Source organism: Agrobacterium sp. 20P9.1.2, assembly GCF_057799395.1.
In genome coordinates, this window is sequence record NZ_JBYOKI010000008.1 from 52,863 (window position 1) to 70,562 (window position 17,700).

At 59.3% G+C, this 17,700-nt stretch carries 16 protein-coding genes; 9 read left to right on the top strand and 7 right to left on the bottom strand.

Going from position 1 to position 17,700, the window contains the following annotated elements:
- The first annotated feature begins 230 nt into the window (after nt 1-230).
- On the top strand, nt 231-1,166 hold the full coding sequence (locus AC27VJ_RS19890; RefSeq protein ID WP_488685453.1) for an endonuclease/exonuclease/phosphatase family protein: 936 nt from the start codon (nt 231-233) through the stop codon (nt 1,164-1,166).
- On the opposite strand, the gene AC27VJ_RS19895 is transcribed toward AC27VJ_RS19890, so the two are convergent.
- Both AC27VJ_RS19895 and AC27VJ_RS19900 read right to left on the bottom strand, forming a co-directional pair.
- A complete protein-coding gene (locus AC27VJ_RS19895; protein WP_488685454.1) occupies nt 1,163-3,037 on the bottom strand; it encodes an ABC transporter ATP-binding protein in 1,875 nt (624 codons plus the stop codon). The two genes, AC27VJ_RS19890 and AC27VJ_RS19895, sit on opposite strands and share 4 nt — an antisense overlap.
- A gap of 243 nt (nt 3,038-3,280) precedes the next feature.
- Nucleotides 3,281-5,137 (bottom strand): ABC transporter ATP-binding protein, encoded by a 1,857-nt coding sequence (locus AC27VJ_RS19900; RefSeq protein WP_488685455.1) that lies wholly within the window; start codon nt 5,135-5,137, stop codon nt 3,281-3,283.
- Between the two features lie 412 nt (nt 5,138-5,549).
- Between AC27VJ_RS19900 and AC27VJ_RS19905 the strand changes: the two genes are divergently transcribed.
- Entirely contained in the window at nt 5,550-6,011 is a 462-nt protein-coding gene (locus AC27VJ_RS19905; RefSeq protein WP_488685456.1) for a tRNA (cytidine(34)-2'-O)-methyltransferase, read from the top strand.
- A gap of 198 nt (nt 6,012-6,209) precedes the next feature.
- Nucleotides 6,210-7,862 carry a Na/Pi cotransporter family protein gene (locus AC27VJ_RS19910; protein WP_488685457.1) on the top strand — a complete coding sequence of 551 codons (1,653 nt, stop codon included), beginning with the start codon at nt 6,210-6,212 and terminating at the stop codon, nt 7,860-7,862.
- 16 nt (nt 7,863-7,878) lie between these two features.
- Here the strand turns inward: AC27VJ_RS19910 and AC27VJ_RS19915 are convergent, their stop codons facing one another.
- Both AC27VJ_RS19915 and AC27VJ_RS19920 read right to left on the bottom strand, forming a co-directional pair.
- Complete coding sequence (locus AC27VJ_RS19915; RefSeq protein ID WP_488685458.1) at nt 7,879-8,172, bottom strand: type II toxin-antitoxin system RelE/ParE family toxin; 294 nt, start codon at nt 8,170-8,172, stop codon at nt 7,879-7,881.
- A complete protein-coding gene (locus AC27VJ_RS19920; RefSeq protein WP_488685459.1) occupies nt 8,160-8,444 on the bottom strand; it encodes a CopG family ribbon-helix-helix protein in 285 nt (94 codons plus the stop codon). The genes AC27VJ_RS19915 and AC27VJ_RS19920 overlap by 13 nt, the downstream gene beginning before the upstream one ends.
- A gap of 155 nt (nt 8,445-8,599) precedes the next feature.
- On the opposite strand from AC27VJ_RS19920, the gene hemF reads away from it, so the two are divergent.
- The 3 genes from hemF to AC27VJ_RS19935 all read left to right on the top strand — a co-directional run bounded on the left by hemF (nt 8,600) and on the right by AC27VJ_RS19935 (nt 10,241).
- Nucleotides 8,600-9,511, top strand: a complete 912-nt coding sequence (hemF, locus tag AC27VJ_RS19925; RefSeq protein ID WP_488685460.1) for an oxygen-dependent coproporphyrinogen oxidase — start codon at nt 8,600-8,602, stop codon at nt 9,509-9,511.
- 175 nt (nt 9,512-9,686) lie between these two features.
- Nucleotides 9,687-9,953 (top strand): hypothetical protein, encoded by a 267-nt coding sequence (locus tag AC27VJ_RS19930; protein ID WP_488685461.1) that lies wholly within the window; start codon nt 9,687-9,689, stop codon nt 9,951-9,953.
- A 99-nt stretch (nt 9,954-10,052) separates the two neighbouring features.
- A complete protein-coding gene (locus tag AC27VJ_RS19935; RefSeq protein ID WP_113088511.1) occupies nt 10,053-10,241 on the top strand; it encodes a DUF1059 domain-containing protein in 189 nt (62 codons plus the stop codon).
- On the opposite strand, the gene AC27VJ_RS19940 is transcribed toward AC27VJ_RS19935, so the two are convergent.
- Genes AC27VJ_RS19940 through AC27VJ_RS19950 form a run of 3 tightly spaced genes read right to left on the bottom strand, consistent with a single transcriptional unit; the run spans nt 10,232 to nt 12,749 of the window.
- Nucleotides 10,232-11,494 (bottom strand): CCA tRNA nucleotidyltransferase, encoded by a 1,263-nt coding sequence (locus AC27VJ_RS19940; RefSeq protein ID WP_488685462.1) that lies wholly within the window; start codon nt 11,492-11,494, stop codon nt 10,232-10,234. The two genes, AC27VJ_RS19935 and AC27VJ_RS19940, sit on opposite strands and share 10 nt — an antisense overlap.
- Nucleotides 11,491-12,129: an NUDIX hydrolase gene (locus tag AC27VJ_RS19945; RefSeq protein WP_488685463.1), complete on the bottom strand. Its 639-nt coding sequence runs from the start codon at nt 12,127-12,129 to the stop codon at nt 11,491-11,493. Before AC27VJ_RS19945 ends, AC27VJ_RS19940 begins: the two co-directional genes overlap by 4 nt.
- Complete coding sequence (locus tag AC27VJ_RS19950; RefSeq protein WP_488685464.1) at nt 12,126-12,749, bottom strand: DUF1285 domain-containing protein; 624 nt, start codon at nt 12,747-12,749, stop codon at nt 12,126-12,128. Before AC27VJ_RS19950 ends, AC27VJ_RS19945 begins: the two co-directional genes overlap by 4 nt.
- Before the next feature lie 178 nt (nt 12,750-12,927).
- Here AC27VJ_RS19950 and AC27VJ_RS19955 point away from each other — a divergent pair, with 178 nt between their 5' ends.
- The 3 genes from AC27VJ_RS19955 to AC27VJ_RS19965 are packed head-to-tail and all read left to right on the top strand — an operon-like array spanning nt 12,928 to nt 17,700.
- The gene (locus tag AC27VJ_RS19955) at nt 12,928-13,938 is read left to right on the top strand and encodes an AAA family ATPase (protein WP_062448843.1); all 1,011 of its coding nucleotides are present in this window, start codon (nt 12,928-12,930) and stop codon (nt 13,936-13,938) included.
- Nucleotides 13,939-13,969: 31 nt separating this feature from the next.
- On the top strand, nt 13,970-14,890 hold the full coding sequence (locus AC27VJ_RS19960) for a DUF58 domain-containing protein (RefSeq protein WP_488685465.1): 921 nt from the start codon (nt 13,970-13,972) through the stop codon (nt 14,888-14,890).
- Nucleotides 14,887-17,700, top strand: a complete 2,814-nt coding sequence (locus AC27VJ_RS19965) for a DUF4159 domain-containing protein (protein ID WP_488685466.1) — start codon at nt 14,887-14,889, stop codon at nt 17,698-17,700. The genes AC27VJ_RS19960 and AC27VJ_RS19965 overlap by 4 nt, the downstream gene beginning before the upstream one ends.

A 17,700-nucleotide genomic window follows, 5' to 3' on the forward strand; every position in this document is an offset into this window, starting at 1 on the left:
CGATCCCCCTTGCCCTGGTCAGTGCGCGACGATAAATCGCGCCTATTCTGCTTGATCGCAAAATATGGCGGACCTTGGCAAGAGGAAAGCACACAAAGCTGCCGTAATTCTGACTTGCCGGGCTATTTTTCTCCGCCTTTTCCGGCTCTGCTGTCCATCCTGCAACATTGTGCACCCAAATCGCGCATGCTAATCAGAATCAGGGAGAGCCGATCAGCGGGGTTTTGATTTTGAAAGCTAGGCTCACCTGTGGCGGGTCCTTTGCGCTCGCACTTGCGCTTCTTCTTATAAGTATCCGATATGTCGGTGATTTCTGGCTGCTGGCCTTCGTCAACAGCTTTCAGCTGCATATTGCCGTTCTCGCGGCATTTGGCGCGCTTTTATGCCTTCTGGTCCTTCGATCCCGCATCTTCATCGTGCTTCTGGCCTGGGCTTTCATGCTGGGCGCGCATGCGCTGTATATGCACCAGGAGTTCGTGACGGACGCCTATGCGCCCGCAGGCGCAAAATCTTTCCGGCTTTTGTCCTTCAACGTACTGAGGGAGAACCCGGGCAACGCCGAATCAATTGCCGATACGATTTTGGCATCCAATGCCGACGTGGCCTATGTGATGGAGGCCGACGCAGTAGCGACCGCCCTGCCCCGTTTAAGCCAGACCTACCCCTACCGCATCGGCTGCGGCGTGGGCACGCAAAACTGCGACCTGCTGATTCTTTCCAAACGCCCGTTGGAGAACGCCCGCAACGGCAGTTTGAGCTATGTCAGCCGCGAGCGCTTCGCCATGGCGATGATCGACATTGATGGCATCAAGCTCACGTTGGCGGCAGCGCATCTGGCAAAACCCTATTTCGATGACTATCACCGCAACGAGCTGAGCCGCATCCGCTCCGCGATCTCCTCGGTCACAGGCCCGCTCATTCTCGGTGGTGATTTCAATTCTGCCAGCATTGCGCCTGACATGAGGGAATTCCTGCTGGCGACGGATCTGAAGAAGGCGCAGTGGGAACCGGCCACATGGCCCATCGACGCCGGGCCGTTCGGCATCGCCATCGACCACATCTTCGCCCGCAAACCGGCAACCCTGATGAAACTGGAGCGCCTGCCGGACAATCACGGCTCCAACCATTACGGACTGGTGGCGGATTTCGCTATTGCTGGGTCTTAAACCGTAGGAACCGTCTCGTCGGCATCGAGAAAACCGCCCGATTGACGCGCCCAGAGTTCGGAATAAAGCCCGCCGCTATTCACAAGCTGCGTGTGGGTGCCCTGCTCCACGATGCGCCCTGCATCCATGATGATAAGCCGGTCCAGCGCGGCGATGGTGGACAGGCGATGCGCGATGGCCAGAACGGTCTTGCCGTGCATCAACTCATCCAGATTGCTCTGGATGGCCGCTTCCACCTCGGAATCGAGAGCCGAGGTCGCTTCATCCAGCACCAATATCGGTGCATCCTTCAGCATGACACGGGCAATGGCGATGCGCTGGCGCTGACCGCCGGAAAGCTTGACGCCACGCTCGCCCACATGGGCTTCCAAGCCTTTGCGCCCACGCTGGTCTTCAAGACGTTCGATGAAATCATCCGCCTTGGCGCGGCGTATGGCGGCGAGCAACTGCTCTTCGCTGGCATCCATCCGCCCGAACATGATGTTATCGCGAATGGACCGGTGCAGCAGCGAGGTATCCTGCGTCACCATGCCGATATGGGCGCGCAAGGTTTCCTGACTGACCCGGGCGATATCCTGCCCATCGATCAGAATACGGCCCTGCTCGACATCGTAGAAACGCAGCAGCAGATTGACGAGCGTGGACTTGCCGGCCCCCGACCGGCCTACGATACCGACCTTTTCTCCCGGCGCGATATCGAGGCTGAGACTGTCGATGACGCCTTTGCTGCGGCCATAATGGAAGCTGACATTCTCGTAGCGAATGCTTGGTTTGGCCACGACTAAATCCGGCGCATTCGGAACATCGACAAGACCGACGGGCTGCGAAATCAGCTCGGCTGCGTTCTGCACCGTGCCGAAATTGCGCATGATGCCGTTGAACTGCGTCATCAGGCGGCCCAGCAGAAAATTCAGCCGCAGCACCAAGGCCAGCGTAAAGGCCACCGCGCCGGAGCTGATCTTGCCAGAGAGCCAGAGATCGATGCAGAGCGCCGCCATCGAGGTGATCATGATGCCAGACAGGAGCGCCATGGACGCGCGCACGCCGGTAATGAAGCGTGTGAACATCATGGTGGTGTTCTGGAAAATATCGAAGCCCTGGCGCATGTAACGGTCATTGGCGTCGTCACGCCCAAACAGTCTCAGCGTCTGAATGTTGCTGTAGGCATCCACCATACGGCCCGACAACATGGAGGCGGCTTCCGCCGTTTCGCGCGAATGTTTGCGGATGCGCGGCACGAAATAACGCGCCAACATGGAGAATATGCCGACCCAGACAAGTACGACCATGGCCAGACGCCAGTCCAGCCCACCGATCAAAAGCAGCATCGAGACAGAATAGATGCCGACAAACCACACGCTTTCCATCAGCGACGTCACCAGATCACCCGCCGCCTGCCCGCCCGACCAGACCTTGGTGACGATGCGACCGGAAAAATCGTTCTGGAAAAAGGTCAACGATTGCCGCGCCACATGCATATAGGATTGCCAGCGCACGAGATTGTAAAAGCCGGGCGTAATGATCTGCTGATCGACCAGCGCCGTGACCATGGTCACGAGAAAGCGCACGACCGCGATGAGGAACAGCATGCCGATCAGTTCATAACCGTGCCCGGCAATCAGCCCCGCCCAGCCCTCGCCCGGTTTGACGGTGGACAGAATATCAACCAACCGCCCGACAAACCAGAACAACGCCGCCTCAATGGCCGCTGTCAGGCCACCCAGAATGAGCATGGCAAAAAACGGCGTCTTGGCCTGCCTAAGATAGAACCAGATGAAAGCAAAAGTATCTTCCGGCGGACGCAGATCGTCCTTGCGGGCGAAGGGCTTGATCCAGTTCTCGAAAAAGCGAAAAATACGGGTGATGACCATGGTTTTGATATAGGCGGAATCGGGGCATGGGCAAAGCGGGAGTGAGATTATATTTTGGTAATGAGGTGGGATAATGCGCCTGAAACCGTCGCTCGCTCAAATGGATCGCTGACGCCGCGACATACTCTTTCGTCATCCTCGGGCTTGTCCCGAGGATCCACTCACGTATCCAAAATTGCGACGTAGCAGATGCTCGGGACAAGCCCGAGCATGACAAAAAAACATCTACCGAGAGGCCGAAGCCTACTCTCCCGCCGCCTTCATACCCTGCTCCTCATCCGCAATGAACCCACCTGACTGGCGCAGCCACAGGTCGGCATAGATACCGCCCTCCTCCACCAACTCCTGATGCGTGCCAGCCTCGACGATCTTGCCCATGTCGAGAATGATCAGGCGGTCCATTTCCGTCAGGGTGGAGAGACGGTGAGCAATCGCGATGACGGTTTTACCTTCCATCAGCGCAAACAGGTTTTCCTGAATGGCCGCTTCCACTTCGGAGTCGAGCGCCGAGGTCGCCTCATCGAGGATTAGGATCGGCGCGTCCTTCAGGAACACGCGCGCAATCGCGATACGCTGGCGCTGGCCGCCGGAAAGCTTCACGCCGCGTTCGCCCACTTGCGCATCCAGACCCTGGCGGCCGTGCATATCGACAAGTGTTTCGATGAAGTCCCAGGCATTGGCACGTTTTGCCGCCGCGATGATCTCTTCGTCGGATGCGCCGGGATGGCCATAGGCGATGTTTTCGCGAATGGTCCGGTGCAGCAGCGAGGTATCCTGCGTAACAACGCCGATCAGCGAGCGCAGGCTATCCTGCGACACGTTGGAAATGTCCTGTCCGTCGATGAGAATCTTGCCGGACTCCAGATCGTAGAAACGCAGCAAGAGGTTCATCAACGTCGTCTTGCCCGCGCCCGAGCGACCGACCAGACCGACCTTTTCGCCCGGCTTGATATCCAGCGACAGGCCTTCGATCACACCCTTGTTCTTGCCATAGTGGAAGCGAATGTCGTCGAAACGGATTTCGCCCTTATGCGCGGAAAGTGCAGGTGCGTTGGCGGCATCCACGATGTCGTGCGGTTTGGACATCATGTTCATACCGTCATAGACCGTGCCGATGTTTTCAAACAGCGACGTGACTTCCCACATGATCCACTGCGACATGCCATTGACGCGCATGGACAGGCCAATAGCCACCGCCACGGAACCAACCGAGACCGACCCCATCATCCAGAAATACAGACCGAGTGATGTGGTCGAGAACATCACCAGCGCATTGTTGATATCGATGGCGATGTTGAAGGCCGAGATGCGGCGCATCTGCCGGTGAACGGTGTTCAGAAACACATTCATGCCTTCGCGCGCATAGACTTCTTCGCGGCCCGCATGGGAAAACAGCTTGATGGTAGCGATGTTGGTGTAGCTGTCCACGATCCGGCCCGTCATCAGCGAGCGCGCATCTGCCTGCTCACTGGCCAGACGACCGAGCTTGGGCACGAAATAGGTCAGGATCGCGATATAAACCACCAGCCAGAAGACGAGTGGCAGGGCCAAGCGCCAGTCCGCCGCAGCCACCATGAACAGCATGGAGCCGACGAAACTGATGGCGTAGACGAAAACGTCGATGACCTTCAGCGCCACTTCGCGGATGGACAACGCGGTCTGCATGACCTTGGTGGAGACGCGGCCTGCGAACTCGTTGGCGAAAAACGTCATGGAATGGCGCAGCAGGAAGCGGTGCATGTGCCAGCGGGCAATCATGCCGAAGTTTCCAGCCAACGTCTGGTGCATGGTCATGGTGTGGATGGAGCCCATCAACGGCAGGGCAACCAGCACGATGGAGGCCATGACGACAAGACGCCAGCCCTCGTCCTGCAGGAAGGTTTCCCGGTTGGCAGACGACAGCCAGTCCACGATATTGCCAAGGAACTGATAGAGCATCACTTCGGCAACCGCGATGCCCATGGACATCAGGCCCAGCAGCAGCAACCAGGGTGCCGCAGGCCGGATATAATGCCACATGAACGGCAGCAGCTTGGCTGGCGGCACGACGGGCGTGGATGCGGGAAATGGATCGAGACGTTTTTCAAACCAGCCGAACATGGCCTAGCTCCGGACAGACATATCCCGAAAAAACGGCGCGGGGCAAAAAAAGCTCCCAAAGCCAGCACGGGAAGAAAATGGAATATGGCCACAACAGCCACATGACGAATCTAAAACAAGGAAATTGCGGGTGAACCGCGAGAAACACCTAGGCCTGTAAAGGCACTACAATGGCCGGGAGGCGATATAGAACGAGCTTATTCATCTGAACCTCCGTGGCTGGTGTTGAAAGATGCGCCCTTGTAGCTCAAAAAATATGCATTGACCAGCACCAAACCGCCTCAAACCTCGCAAAACAGGCCGTAACACGCGAGTGTGTCTGCGTGACAACAGCCCCGGTTGTGCAGCTTGCTTGTTTCCACATTCTCCGTCGTGATAAGTCCCGGCGCAGTGCCACGCGAAAGACCATGCCATGCCCGATATCAGGATCGCTCTCTACCAACCGGATATTCCCGGCAATACCGGCACCATTCTGCGCCTCGCCGCCTGCCTCGGCATCGGCGTTGACATCATCGAACCGGCTGGGTTCGACATTTCCGACCGCAATCTGAAACGGGCCGGAATGGATTATCTCACCACCGCCTCGCTCACCCGCCACGTTAACTGGGAGCGGTTCGAGGAATGGCGCGCCTCCACCGGACGCAGGCTGATTCTTGCCTCCACCAAGGCCGCCCTGCCCTATGTGGATGTCGCCTACCGTGCCGATGACATTCTGCTTTTCGGGCGCGAAAGCGCTGGGGTGCCTGACCATGTGCATGACAAGGCCGATGAGCGGCTGATCATTCCGATGATGGAGGGCCAACGCTCCATCAATGTCGCCATGTCGGCGGCGATGGTTGCCGGAGAGGCCTTGCGCCAGACGGCGTGGGCGTAAAGCCGGCCATCGCCATTGCGCTTCAAAATGTCGTAATCAGCCCTGTACGACGCGGTATTTCAGGCCTATATTTATTAGCCAACTAAAGATTCTTGCCCCCGAAAACTTTCCGCGCAGCATGTCGTCCGAAAGCGAAACGGTTTCGGGCAAGGCAATGGGAACACAATAAAAATACTGACGGAAGGAGGGCGATCAAGCATGCAATCCACCATCATTATCGTCAATCTGCTGGGCGCTGTGGCGCTGCTGCTGTTCGGCCTCGCACAGGTGAAGGATGGCGTCACGCGCGCCTTCGGCGTCAAACTCAGAACAGTGCTGGCCACCGGCACCAAGAGCGGCCCGCGCTCACTGCTATCAGGCTTTCTCGCCACCATCGCCCTGCAAAGTTCGACTGCGACGGCATTGACCGTCGCTTCCTTCGCAGAGCGTGATCTCATCCGCCCTAGGATGGCGCAGGTCGTGCTGCTCGGCGCCAATATCGGCACTGCCGTCACCGCCTGGATTTTTGCAACCGGCGTCGCGTGGCTGTCTCCCCTGCTCATCCTTACCGGCCTGATTGTGCGCAAAGGCACCTCCAGCGCGCGTCAGGGCAGCGGCACGGCATTGGTCGGTGTCGGCCTTATGCTGCTGTCTCTGCATCTGCTCAGCGCCGCGACGGAGCCAATGCGCGATTCTCCGGCACTCGGCGCGTTTATCGGCTTGCTGGATGACGCATGGCCCGTCGCCCTGCTTCTTTCGGCAGCGTTGGCCTTCATCTCATCTTCCAGCTTGGCTGTCGTAGTCCTCATCCTGTCGCTGGCATCAGCCGACATTCTGTCCACCGGTCTCATCATCGTGCTGATTCTGGGCGCCAATCTCGGCGGCGCGATCCCGCCGGTGGTTGCAACTCTCTCATCACCTGCATCGGCTCGCCGCATCACTATCGGCAATCTCGTGGTGAGGACGGTGGGCTGCGCTATTGCCCTGCCGCTTGTCGGTTACGGAACAGAGTTGCTCCAGATGCTTCCGTTGTCGCAGGCCATGCTGCCGGTGGATGCGCATCTCATCTTCAATCTGGCTCTCGCCACCATCGCATGGCCCTTCTCTGCCCTGATTTCGGACATGATGGCAAAGATCGTGCCTGATGATCCGCAACCAGACGAAGGCCCGCATTTTCTCGATGCCGATGCGCTCGACACGCCGGTCGTGGCGCTGGCCAATGCGACACGCGAAGTTCTTGTCGTTGGCGATACCATCGAGCGCATGCTGATCCGCGCCGAAAACGCCTTCAAGCACAATGATCTCGCTCCGCTTGCCGAAATCATCGCGCTCGAAAAGAAGGTCGATACGCGCCAGCAGGATGTGAAGATTTATCTCTCCCAGCTGGGCCGCAAGGGACTGGATGAGCATGATGCTCGCCGATCCATCACCATCATCGATTACGCCATCAATCTTGAGCATATCGGCGATATCGTTGAGAAGGGACTGGCCGAACAAATCCGCAAGAAGATTTCCAACGGCTTCAAATTCTCCGATGAAGGCTATGACGAGCTGAAGACGCTGTTCGATATGACCATCGAAAATCTGCGCGCCGCCCAGAGCATTTTCGTCACCGGCGATTTCGACCTCGCCCGCCGCCTGATGGAAATCAAGATCGATATCAGACGGCTGGAAAAACAGTCGTCAGGCCGACATCTGGAGCGCCTGCGCGATGGCCTGATGCAGAGCCTGCAAACCAGCTCTTTGCATCTTGATATGCTGCGCGACCTCAAGCGCATCAACGCCCACATCGTTTCCGTCGCCCACCCCATTCTCGATCAGGGCGGCGTGCTGGGAGAAAGTCGCCTGCGCGCGGCGGACAAACGGATTTGACGGGCTCATCCTTCGCTTAGGAATATCCTGCCTCACTCTGATGCCGCACGGTCAGGACCACGACCATATCCCCATCGAAACGGTAGAGAGCGACATAGCCGCTTTCACCGAACGGGATCAGTAACTCTCGAAATTCCGGTGACATTTTATCGGCAGGTCGCCCTATGGCGGGGTGAGCCGCCAAAATCCGCGTCTGCTCCCGGATGGTTTTAAGGGCGCGGGATGCCGCATCCGGGTTCTTGGGCGCAAGAAAACGATAGCAGCGCTGAACGGCACGCAGCGCCTCCGGCGTCCATATCAGTTGTGGCATTCAGGCGGTTCCACATCCTTCCCGGCTTCAAGCTCAGCAAGCCAGTCATCCGCCTCACCTTGCTTTATATGCAGGCCATTTTCCTGATAGGCAGACCATGCGGCCAAAGCCTCTTGCCGGAACGACTCACGCTTTTCTTCCCGCTCGACATATTGAGCGATTGCTTCGCGCATCAGATAATGGGTGGAACGATGCTGTGTTTCGGCCAGCTTTCGCATCCGGGCGTGGACATCCGGGTCGAGCTTTACCGCAACGGGATGGGGTCCAGGCATGAGAGATCCTCAGGTATAAAAAGGTAATACCCGACTATCGTGCCGCAACACCTTTGTGTCAACATCGCCACCCCGGCGCAATTCAGTTTTGTGTCTCTGCCGCGTGGCTGATAAACCGGGCGGGACGCAACGATTCGACTTGAAGGACATCGGATATGGAACGGCCAGATTTGCCGAAAGGCTTGCCCGACGACATCGAGGACAAGAAGGCGCTGGCCAAGGCATGGTTCGAAAGCCTGCGCGACACTATCGTCAGCGCCTTCGAAGCCATCGAAGACGAGTTGCAGGGTCCGCTTTCCGACCAGCCGCCCGGCCGTTTCATACAAAAGGACTGGCAGCGTGACGGCGGCGAAGGCGGTGGCGGCAAGATGTCGATGATGGAAGGCCGCGTCTTCGAAAAGGTCGGCGTCCACACATCCACCGTCCATGGCGAATTTTCGCCGGAATTTCGCGGCCAGATTCCCGGCGCGGAAGAAGACCCGCGCTTCTGGGCATCCGGCATTTCGCTGATTGCCCACCCTGTGAACCCCAATGTTCCTGCCGTGCATATGAACACGCGCATGGTCGTCACCTCCAGCCACTGGTTTGGCGGCGGGGCGGACCTGACGCCGGTTCTCGACCGACGCCGCACGCAGGATGACAATGACAGCCTCATCTTCCACCGCGTCTTTGAAATTACCTGCAATCGCCACGCGGTGGCCGATTATCCGCGCTACAAGCAATGGTGCGACGAATATTTTCATCTTAAGCACCGCAATGAATCGCGCGGCATCGGCGGCATCTTTTTCGACTGGCTGCACCCGGATGAGGAAAAAGGCGACTGGAACGCCAATTTCGCCTTCGTGCAGGATGTCGGGCGCGCCTTCAATCTGGTCTATCCGAAGATCGTGCGCAGCAACTTCAACCAGCCCTGGACGGAAGAGGATCGCGACGAACAGCTGATCCGCCGCGGACGCTACGTGGAGTTCAACCTGCTCTATGACCGCGGCACGATTTTCGGCTTGAAGACGGGCGGCAATGTGGATTCGATTCTGTCATCACTTCCGCCGGTGGTGCGCTGGCCGTAAGATTTGGGCGGCTGGCCTCGCTTCAATTTTTCGAGTTGAAGCACGGGCTCTAAAAAATCACGAAAAGTTTGATCTTTGTTAGTCTTTTCGGAGCAGATTTTAGAAAATTAGCTCTTATGAAAAGACATCTCTGGTGATAGGCTCCATTCCGTTGATGACTGGAGGAGCTATCGTCATGATTACTTCGAACAGCATGCCCATATCTGCGGTTGGTAATGATCCATCCCGCGCCATACCCACACCTGAATTGATCGATCGTCTGGCAGCGGAAATGCGCGCGACGGGAGATCGCGAATTGCCCCATTCCTTTTACGTCGAGCAGGTCAAGCGTAAGCTTGCCAATGAAGCTGCCGCCAATGACGACCGGGTGGAGCTGACGAATGTACCAGCTGCCGCCACATCTTCCGTTTTCCATTGCTGGGCAATGCCTGAAAAGGTCTGAAACGGAACCTTCTATCTCTCCTACCCGTTTGTTGGTGAGCAGGGGCAAAGCCTTTCAATCGAAAGGTCTGCCCCGGCATTTCACAGAGGGAGGCATATGATGAGACTGTTTGAATGTGGAACCCTGGTGCCGGGTTGTGAATGGCACACACGTGCTGACGAGGACGCAGAAGTCGTGCGCCGCACGGTGGATCATCTTCGTCAGGAACACGGCGAAACCGTCATCCGCGAAAACATGGTCGAGAACATCAAGACCCGCATTCGCGATGAAAGCACCATTCAGGCCTGATTGTTGAGGGCCTTTTCCAGCCGGGCGGTCAAAGCTGCCCGGTCGAGTGAGAAGTTGAACTCGATCCACTTCTCCTCAAGCTCGCTTAAAATCACACCCACCCTCGGACCAGGTGCAACACCGGCTGCCAGCACGTCGGCACCGGTCAGCGGAAAGCTAGGGCGCTGGAATTTCTGAGCGCGCTCCAGCAAGGTCGAGAAGCGCGCAATCTTCTGCATCGCCGCCTCGCCTGCAGAGACGTCGGCCCGAGCCGCCGCAAGCGCCAGCTTCAGCCGCAAGACAACGCCTTCCACACCCTGCCGATACAGCAGACGGTCAAAAGCCGCATCAGTCATCGTTGGATCGACGTTAGGTGAAGTTGCCCATTGCTTCAGGCGTTTGCCTTCCGCGTTCGACATACGCAGCCGGGACGTCATCGCATCCACCCGCTCCGCATCCGTCGGCACAATGGCGGCAAGCCGCACCAACGCATCCGGCTTCCAGCCCAGTGCCTGCTCTGCCGCCACCAGACCATGGATAGCATCGATGCCCCACTTCTCCGTTTCCGGCAGAACCTGCGTGAGGACGCCGGACTGGCGCATCCATAAAAGCGCTCGTGAGGGATCGTCTGCGGCCAGCAGCTTCTTCATTTCGCTCCAGACGCGCTCTGCCGAGAGCGTCGAAATCTTGTCCTTGGCGCGTGCACTCGCGCGCAGCCCATCGGCATCGGGCCGACCCGAACCGTAATAGGCGAAAAAGCGGAAGAAGCGCAGAATGCGAAGGTAGTCCTCTGATATGCGCTGGTCTGCATCACCGATGAAACGGACATTGCGCTTCTCGATATCCGGCAGGCCGCCGATCAAGTCGATCACATCGCCAGAAGCATCGGCGTAGAGAGCGTTGATGGTCAGGTCACGCCGCTGCGCATCTTCTGTCCAGTCAGTGCCGAAAGCCACTTGCGCATGGCGGCCGTCGGTTTCCACGTCGCGACGCAGCGTGGTGACCTCGAAGCCTTCACCATCCAGCACCAGCGTTACCGTGCCGTGTTCGATGCCCGTTGGTACGGCCTTGATACCAGCATCCTTGGCGCGCTCAACCACATCCTGCGGCGGCAGCGTGGTTGCCATGTCGATATCGCCCACGGGCATACCCATCAGCGCGTTGCGTACGGCACCGCCCACGATGCGGCCTTCACCGCCATCGGCATTCAAAAGCGCCAAAATCCGCTGAAGACTAGGTTTTGAAAACCAGTCCTGTCCGGCAATGTTGCTCATGAATAGAACCTTTCGTAAATGCTGCGCATGATGCCCGCCGTAATGCCCCAAATGTAACGCTCGCCATAGGGCATTTCGTAGAAAAACCGCTCCTTCCCCTGAAAGATGCGGCTACCGCGCTTGTGATTTTTCGGGTTCATCAGAAATGACAGCGGCACCTCGAAGACCTCGTCCACTTCAGTCGGGTTGAGGGTAAGATCGAAGCCGGGTTTGACCACTGACAGCACCGATTTGATACGGAAGCCCGTGCCGGAAATATAATCCGGCAAGCGCCCCACCGTCTCGACATAAGAACGGGATAGGCCGATTTCCTCTTCCGTCTCACGAAGAGCCGCATCCTCAGGCGAGCGATCTTCCTTGTCGATACCGCCGCCGGGAAAGGAAATCTGGCCGGAATGCTTGCGAAGTGTCGACGTGCGCTGTGTGAAAATGACCCGCGCCTCATCGCCATAATCCACAACCGGCACCAGCACGGCGGCATCTTTCAGGCGAACGCCCTCGCCCGTCAGCCGCACACCGGGGTTGAGAACATGGTCGCCATGATCAGCGTCCTCCCGCTCGGCCACGCCCTCGCCATCCGAAAGCACGCGACGCCGGAAATCGACGGCGGAAAACGTCATTACATCAGAAGTCATCGGGAAAGCGCATCCAGTTCATCGGCAGGCATCACAGGAAAAATCTCGCCGCCAGAGCGCACAGCAAACATGTCTTTTCCATCGATTTCTATCACTTCACCCAGTTCCACCAGATCATACATCACCGCCCGCGAGACAAGGGCCTCAAGCCGTCCGCGCACCAGAAGATAGGGCTTCAACTCCTTGTTTTCTCCCCTGATTTCGAAACGCAGCGGATGCTCTGCACCGACTTCCACCACATCACCCACATTCGTGCGGAAGGTCAGAAGCGGTGCGTCGTCTTTTTCGCCCACATTCATCTCCACAGCAATGAAAGGCGCGTCCACCACGCGGATGCCGACTTTTTCCACAGGTGTTACGAGGTAGGTCTTGCCGTCCTCATCCCTTCGCAAAACGGTGGAAAACAGCCGCACAAGCGGGGCGCGGCCGATGGGCGTGCCCATGTAGAACCATGTGCCATCGGCTCGGATTTCCATATCCAGATCGCCGCAAAAGGGCGGGTTCCAGCGCTCGACGGGGGCCGGCCCACGGCTTTTATCGCCCGTCTGCTCGGCTGCGTGGGAAATCATCGCGGCAAGCCCTGCTGCATCTTTCGCCGAATTTATCGTCTCAACCGCCATATTCGAGCCCTGCTTTGTCACCTATTGAAGTCTCTGACATGGGTAACGAGATAGTCATTCAAAGGATGCTTGTCAGCGGGCCAGATGGCAATAAGCTATAGGCAGCGCCAAATGCGTCCTGTATGCGAGTGATGACCGGTAACGAGACGATGCGCGTCTTTAGTTTGAGGAGAGCGATATGGGCATGATGAATACCAGCGAAACCCTCGACGAAAAGGCGATCATTGCCGCTGCCGAAAAGGCGCTGTCGGATATCGCGGCTGTCAGGGCGGAAGTTTCCAAGGTCATCTTCGGGCAGGAAAAGGTGGTGCAGAACACGCTTCTCGCCATTCTGTCCGGCGGCCATGCGCTGCTGATCGGTGTTCCCGGTCTTGCCAAGACAAAGCTCGTCACCACGCTCGGCACAGTCCTCGGGCTCGATGCCAACCGCATCCAGTTTACGCCGGACCTGATGCCATCCGATATTCTCGGCTCCGAAGTCATGGATCAGGATGAAAGCGGTCGCCGCTCGTTCCGCTTCATCAAGGGACCGATTTTCGGCCAGCTGCTGATGGCGGATGAAATCAACCGTGCTTCCCCACGTACCCAGTCCGCCCTTTTGCAGGCCATGCAGGAATATCACATTACCGTCGCTGGCCAGCGTTTCGACCTACCGAAGCCCTTCCACGTTCTGGCCACCCAGAACCCGCTGGAGCAGGAAGGCACCTATCCGCTGCCGGAAGCACAGCTCGACCGCTTCCTGCTTCAGGTCGATGTCGATTACCCCGACCTTGCTGCAGAACGTCAAATCCTGCTCGACACGACAGGTACGGCATCAGGCGAGGCCCGCCGCATGATCGAAGGCGACCGCCTCGTTGAAATCCAGACGCTTATTCGCCAGATGCCGGTCAGCGACAAGGTGGTGGATGCCATTCTGGCGCTGGTACGCTCCGCCCGCCCCGGCCATGGCAACAAACTGACCGACAAGAACGTTGCATGGGGACCAGGACCGCGTGCCGGCCAGTCTCTGATGCTGACGGCCCGTGCGCGCGCACTATACGAAGGCCGTCTCGCACCATCGCTGGACGATATCTACGCGCTGGCAGAGCCTGTTCTGGAACACCGCATGGCGCTGACATTTGCAGCGCGTGCGGAAGGCATGTCGGTTCGCGACGTTATTGCGGGCCTTGTGGAGCAGGCCAGGAACTGACCGTTCAGGGGTCGGATTTTAAGGAGTGCATGTGGCATCCATCGGCCAGATCGTAGAGCAGACGCCCGGCAGTGACGTGCTTGCACGTGCGCGCCAGCGTGCCGCTCTGGTGCCAGATTGCATGGTCGAGGCAAAGCGCATTGCCAACACCGTGACAGCAGGCTGGCATGGCCGCCGCAAACGCGGCATCGGCGAAAATTTCTGGCAGTTCCGCCCCTACGCGGATGGCGAAAGCCTGTCGCGCATCGACTGGCGCCGCTCTGCCCGCGATGATCATACCTACGTCCGCGACCGGGAATGGGAAGCCGCCCACACCATCTGGCTCTGGGCCGATCTCTCGCCCTCGATGATGTTCAAATCCACGCTCGGTTCCGTTTCCAAGGAAAGCCGTGCGCTGGTGCTGATGCTGGCGCTGGCGGAAATTCTCGCCCGCTCCGGCGAACGCATCGGCTGCCCCGGCATCATGGAACCCGTGTCCGCCCGCAACGCCGCCGAGCGACTGGCCACCGCCATCATGCACGCGCCTGCTACCACCGGCCTGCCGGATACGTCGATGATCCGTGGCTCCAGCGATATCGTGCTGATCGGCGATTTCTTGGATGACGCGACGACCGTGATGGAGCGTCTGTCTCCGCTGGCCCGCCGCGGCCTGCGTGGCCATGTGGTGGAAATTGCAGACCCCGCCGAAGAGGTCTTTCCTTACAGTGGTCGCACCGAGTTTTCCGACCCGGAGACCGGTGAAAAGCTGACGTCTGGCCGCGCCGAAACCATTCGCGATGATTACACCCGCGCCTATCTGGCACGGCGGGATGCCATGTCCTCATCGCTGCGTCGTCTGGGCTGGAATTTCGTCTTCCATCGCACCGACTATCTGGCATCCGAAGCGCTGGTTACCATGCATATGTATCTCTCCGGCGCGCCGGTGGGTGGCAAGAACGGAGGCAGGACATGAGCGCCCTGCCCTTCGTTTTCACCAGCCCCTTTATTCTGTTCGGCCTTCTGGCGCTGCCCGCCATCTGGTGGCTGCTGCGGCTGACACCGCCGCGCCCGAAAGCGGAAGTGTTTCCGCCACTTCGCATTCTGGCAACGGTACTGAAGCGCGAAGAAACGCCCTCCAAAAGCCCTTGGTGGCTGACGCTGCTGCGCATGCTGCTGGCCGCCGCCGTTATTTTCGCGCTGGCCGATCCCGTCATCAACCCGCGCAACAACACGCTGGCAGGCAGCGGCCCGCTGGTGCTGATCGTGGACAATGGCTGGGCCGCAGCACCGGATTGGGACCGCCGCGTGCGCACCGCCGAGGCCCTCATTGGTGATGCCGAGCGGGCTGAACGCCCTGTGGCGATCGCCTTCACCGCAGACCGCGACCACGATGCAGAGCCCGGCACGACGGCGGCAGCGCTGGAAAAGCTCGCCGCCGCCAAGCCGCAGCCTCTGGTGCCGGACCGCGTGCGCACCGCAGAAGCCGTCATCGAAGCCATGAACGGCGCAGCACCCGGCACGCTCGCCTATATTACCGACGGTGTTGCCACACCGGATGACCGCGCCGCGCTGAGCAACCTCGCCACCATGCAGGCTGCCGAGTTTCGTGTGGTGGAAGGCGATGGACAGGCCATTGCCGCCATTACCGGCGCTGAAAACGGTGCCGAAACCATGACGGTGAAACTGTCGCGGCTGGAGACCGGCGGCCCCGCCAATCTCACCATCAATGCACAGGACAGCCAGGGACGCGTGCTGGCCAGCGATAGCGCCACATTCGCGCCGGGTGCTGCCGAAACCACCGCCGTGTTGAGCGCGCCTTTCGAACTTCGCAACGACTTTGCCCGCCTGTCCATAGACCGGCTGTCCACCGCAGGCTCCGTTCATCTACTGGATGACGGTTTCCGCCGTCGTCGCGTGGCGCTGCTGGCAGGCGAAACCGGCAATGATTTCCAGCCGCTGCTGCAGCCGCTGTTCTATATCAGCCGTGCGCTTCAGCCCTACGTCGATCTGGTGCCGCAGCGTCAAGCAGACCTCGCCGTCGCCATCCCCGAACTGCTGCAATCCAACCCGTCCGTCATCGTCATGGCCGATATCGGGCGTCTGCCGCAGGAGACCTATGCGCCTATCGAGCGCTGGCTGTCGCGCGGCGGCACGCTCATCCGTTTCGCCGGGCCACGCCTTGCCGCTGCGCCTGCCGATGACCCGCTTGTGCCTGTGACCCTGCGTCAGGGCGAGCGCGCGCTGGGCGGTGCGCTGTCATGGGCGGAGCCTCAACCGTTGGCCGATTTCCCGAATTTTGGCCCTTTCGCTGGCATGCCGAAGGCAGATGGCATCCACATCAAACGGCAGGTTCTGGCCGAGCCGACGCCTGATCTGGCCGAGCGCACATGGGCAAGCCTTGCCGATGGCACACCGCTGGTCACCACCCGCAATGTGGATGCGGGCCGCATCGTTCTCTTCCATGTGAGCGCCGAAGCCAGTTGGTCGGATTTGCCGATCTCGGGCCACTTTGTGGAAATGCTGCGCCGTATCGTTCAGCTGTCGCAGGTCGGCGGTTCCTCGGCTTCTGCCAATGCGCCCGCCGCAGCGCTGCCGCCCTACCGTCTGCTCACCGCCACCGGTTCGCTATCGCCAGAAATCGGCACCGCGCGCCCGCTGGAGGTCAAGCCCGGCCAGCAGCCCCGCGCCAGCTTCGATAATCCGCCCGGCCTTTACGGCACGGAATCCGGTTTCGTCGCACTCAACCTGCTGCCGCCGGACGCGACGTTGCGCCCCATCGACGCCTCCCTCGCTGGAACGGCGACCACCCGTGAAGGTCTGGTTGGCGAAGCTGCCAAATCGTTGCGCCCAGCCCTCTTCATTGCGGCTCTTTTGATGCTCTTTGCCGATACGCTCATCGTTCTCTTCATGCACGGCGTCTTCTCGCGCCTGCCCCGCGCCCGCTCATCCGCCGCCGCCATCCTGCTGGCATTCGCGGCGGGTCTCACGGTCTTCTCGCCTGATGCCGCGCGCGCCGACGACCCGAAACCGGGCGACGAGGCCATTTTCGAGCGACTGGACACGACCCATCTGGCCTATGTCCGCACCGGCGAAGACGATGTTGACCGTATTTCCGAACAGGGTTTGCAGGGACTTTCAGAATTTCTGACATGGCGCACAACGCTGGAACCCGGCCAACCGGTGGCGTTGGATATCTCCAAGGATGAGTTGTCTTTCTACCCCATCATCTACTGGCCGATTTCCGCCACCGCCCCCATGCCGTCGACAGCCGCCATCTCCCGCATCGATGCCTATATGCGCGCGGGCGGTACGGTGCTGTTCGATACGCGCGACCAGTTTTCCTCGCTGGATGGTGGCGGCAACACCAGCCCCAACGGTCAGCGCCTTCAGGAAATCCTCGCCAATGTCGATATTCCGCCGCTGGAGCCCGTGCCGAAGGACCACGTCATCACGCGCTCCTTCTATTTGCTAAACAACTTTCCCGGTCGCTACAATGGCAGCCCGCTCTGGGTTGAATCGCGGCAGGATGCTGCAAAGACCACCTCGGGCATCTCGTCCTCCGGCGATGGCGTGTCGCCCATCCTGATCACCGGCAACGACTTCGCGGGCGCCTGGGCCATCGATGCCAATGGCGCACCCGTGCTGCCAACCGTGCCGCCGGATGAGGTGCAGCGCGAACATGCCTTCCGCACCGGCGTCAACATCATGATGTATATGCTCACCGGCAACTACAAGGCCGATCAAGTGCATGTGCCCGATATCCTCCAGCGGTTGGGGCAATGA

What these genes read in the sequence shown, in the direction of transcription:
- AC27VJ_RS19920 (WP_488685459.1), bottom strand. Translation starts at nt 8,444, where the DNA reads ATGCCTGGACCCCATCCCGTTGCGGTAAAGCTCGACCCGGATGTCCAC.
- AC27VJ_RS19930 (WP_488685461.1), top strand. Translation starts at nt 9,687, where the DNA reads ATGATTACTTCGAACAGCATGCCCATATCTGCGGTTGGTAATGATCCA.
- AC27VJ_RS19940 (WP_488685462.1), bottom strand. Translation starts at nt 11,494, where the DNA reads ATGAGCAACATTGCCGGACAGGACTGGTTTTCAAAACCTAGTCTTCAG.
- AC27VJ_RS19895 (WP_488685454.1), bottom strand. Translation starts at nt 3,037, where the DNA reads ATGGTCATCACCCGTATTTTTCGCTTTTTCGAGAACTGGATCAAGCCC.
- AC27VJ_RS19905 (WP_488685456.1), top strand. Translation starts at nt 5,550, where the DNA reads ATGCCCGATATCAGGATCGCTCTCTACCAACCGGATATTCCCGGCAAT.
- AC27VJ_RS19910 (WP_488685457.1), top strand. Translation starts at nt 6,210, where the DNA reads ATGCAATCCACCATCATTATCGTCAATCTGCTGGGCGCTGTGGCGCTG.
- AC27VJ_RS19965 (WP_488685466.1), top strand. Translation starts at nt 14,887, where the DNA reads ATGAGCGCCCTGCCCTTCGTTTTCACCAGCCCCTTTATTCTGTTCGGC.
- AC27VJ_RS19935 (WP_113088511.1), top strand. Translation starts at nt 10,053, where the DNA reads ATGAGACTGTTTGAATGTGGAACCCTGGTGCCGGGTTGTGAATGGCAC.
- AC27VJ_RS19955 (WP_062448843.1), top strand. Translation starts at nt 12,928, where the DNA reads ATGGGCATGATGAATACCAGCGAAACCCTCGACGAAAAGGCGATCATT.
- AC27VJ_RS19950 (WP_488685464.1), bottom strand. Translation starts at nt 12,749, where the DNA reads ATGGCGGTTGAGACGATAAATTCGGCGAAAGATGCAGCAGGGCTTGCC.
- AC27VJ_RS19900 (WP_488685455.1), bottom strand. Translation starts at nt 5,137, where the DNA reads ATGTTCGGCTGGTTTGAAAAACGTCTCGATCCATTTCCCGCATCCACG.
- AC27VJ_RS19915 (WP_488685458.1), bottom strand. Translation starts at nt 8,172, where the DNA reads ATGCCACAACTGATATGGACGCCGGAGGCGCTGCGTGCCGTTCAGCGC.
- AC27VJ_RS19945 (WP_488685463.1), bottom strand. Translation starts at nt 12,129, where the DNA reads ATGACTTCTGATGTAATGACGTTTTCCGCCGTCGATTTCCGGCGTCGC.
- hemF (WP_488685460.1), top strand. Translation starts at nt 8,600, where the DNA reads ATGGAACGGCCAGATTTGCCGAAAGGCTTGCCCGACGACATCGAGGAC.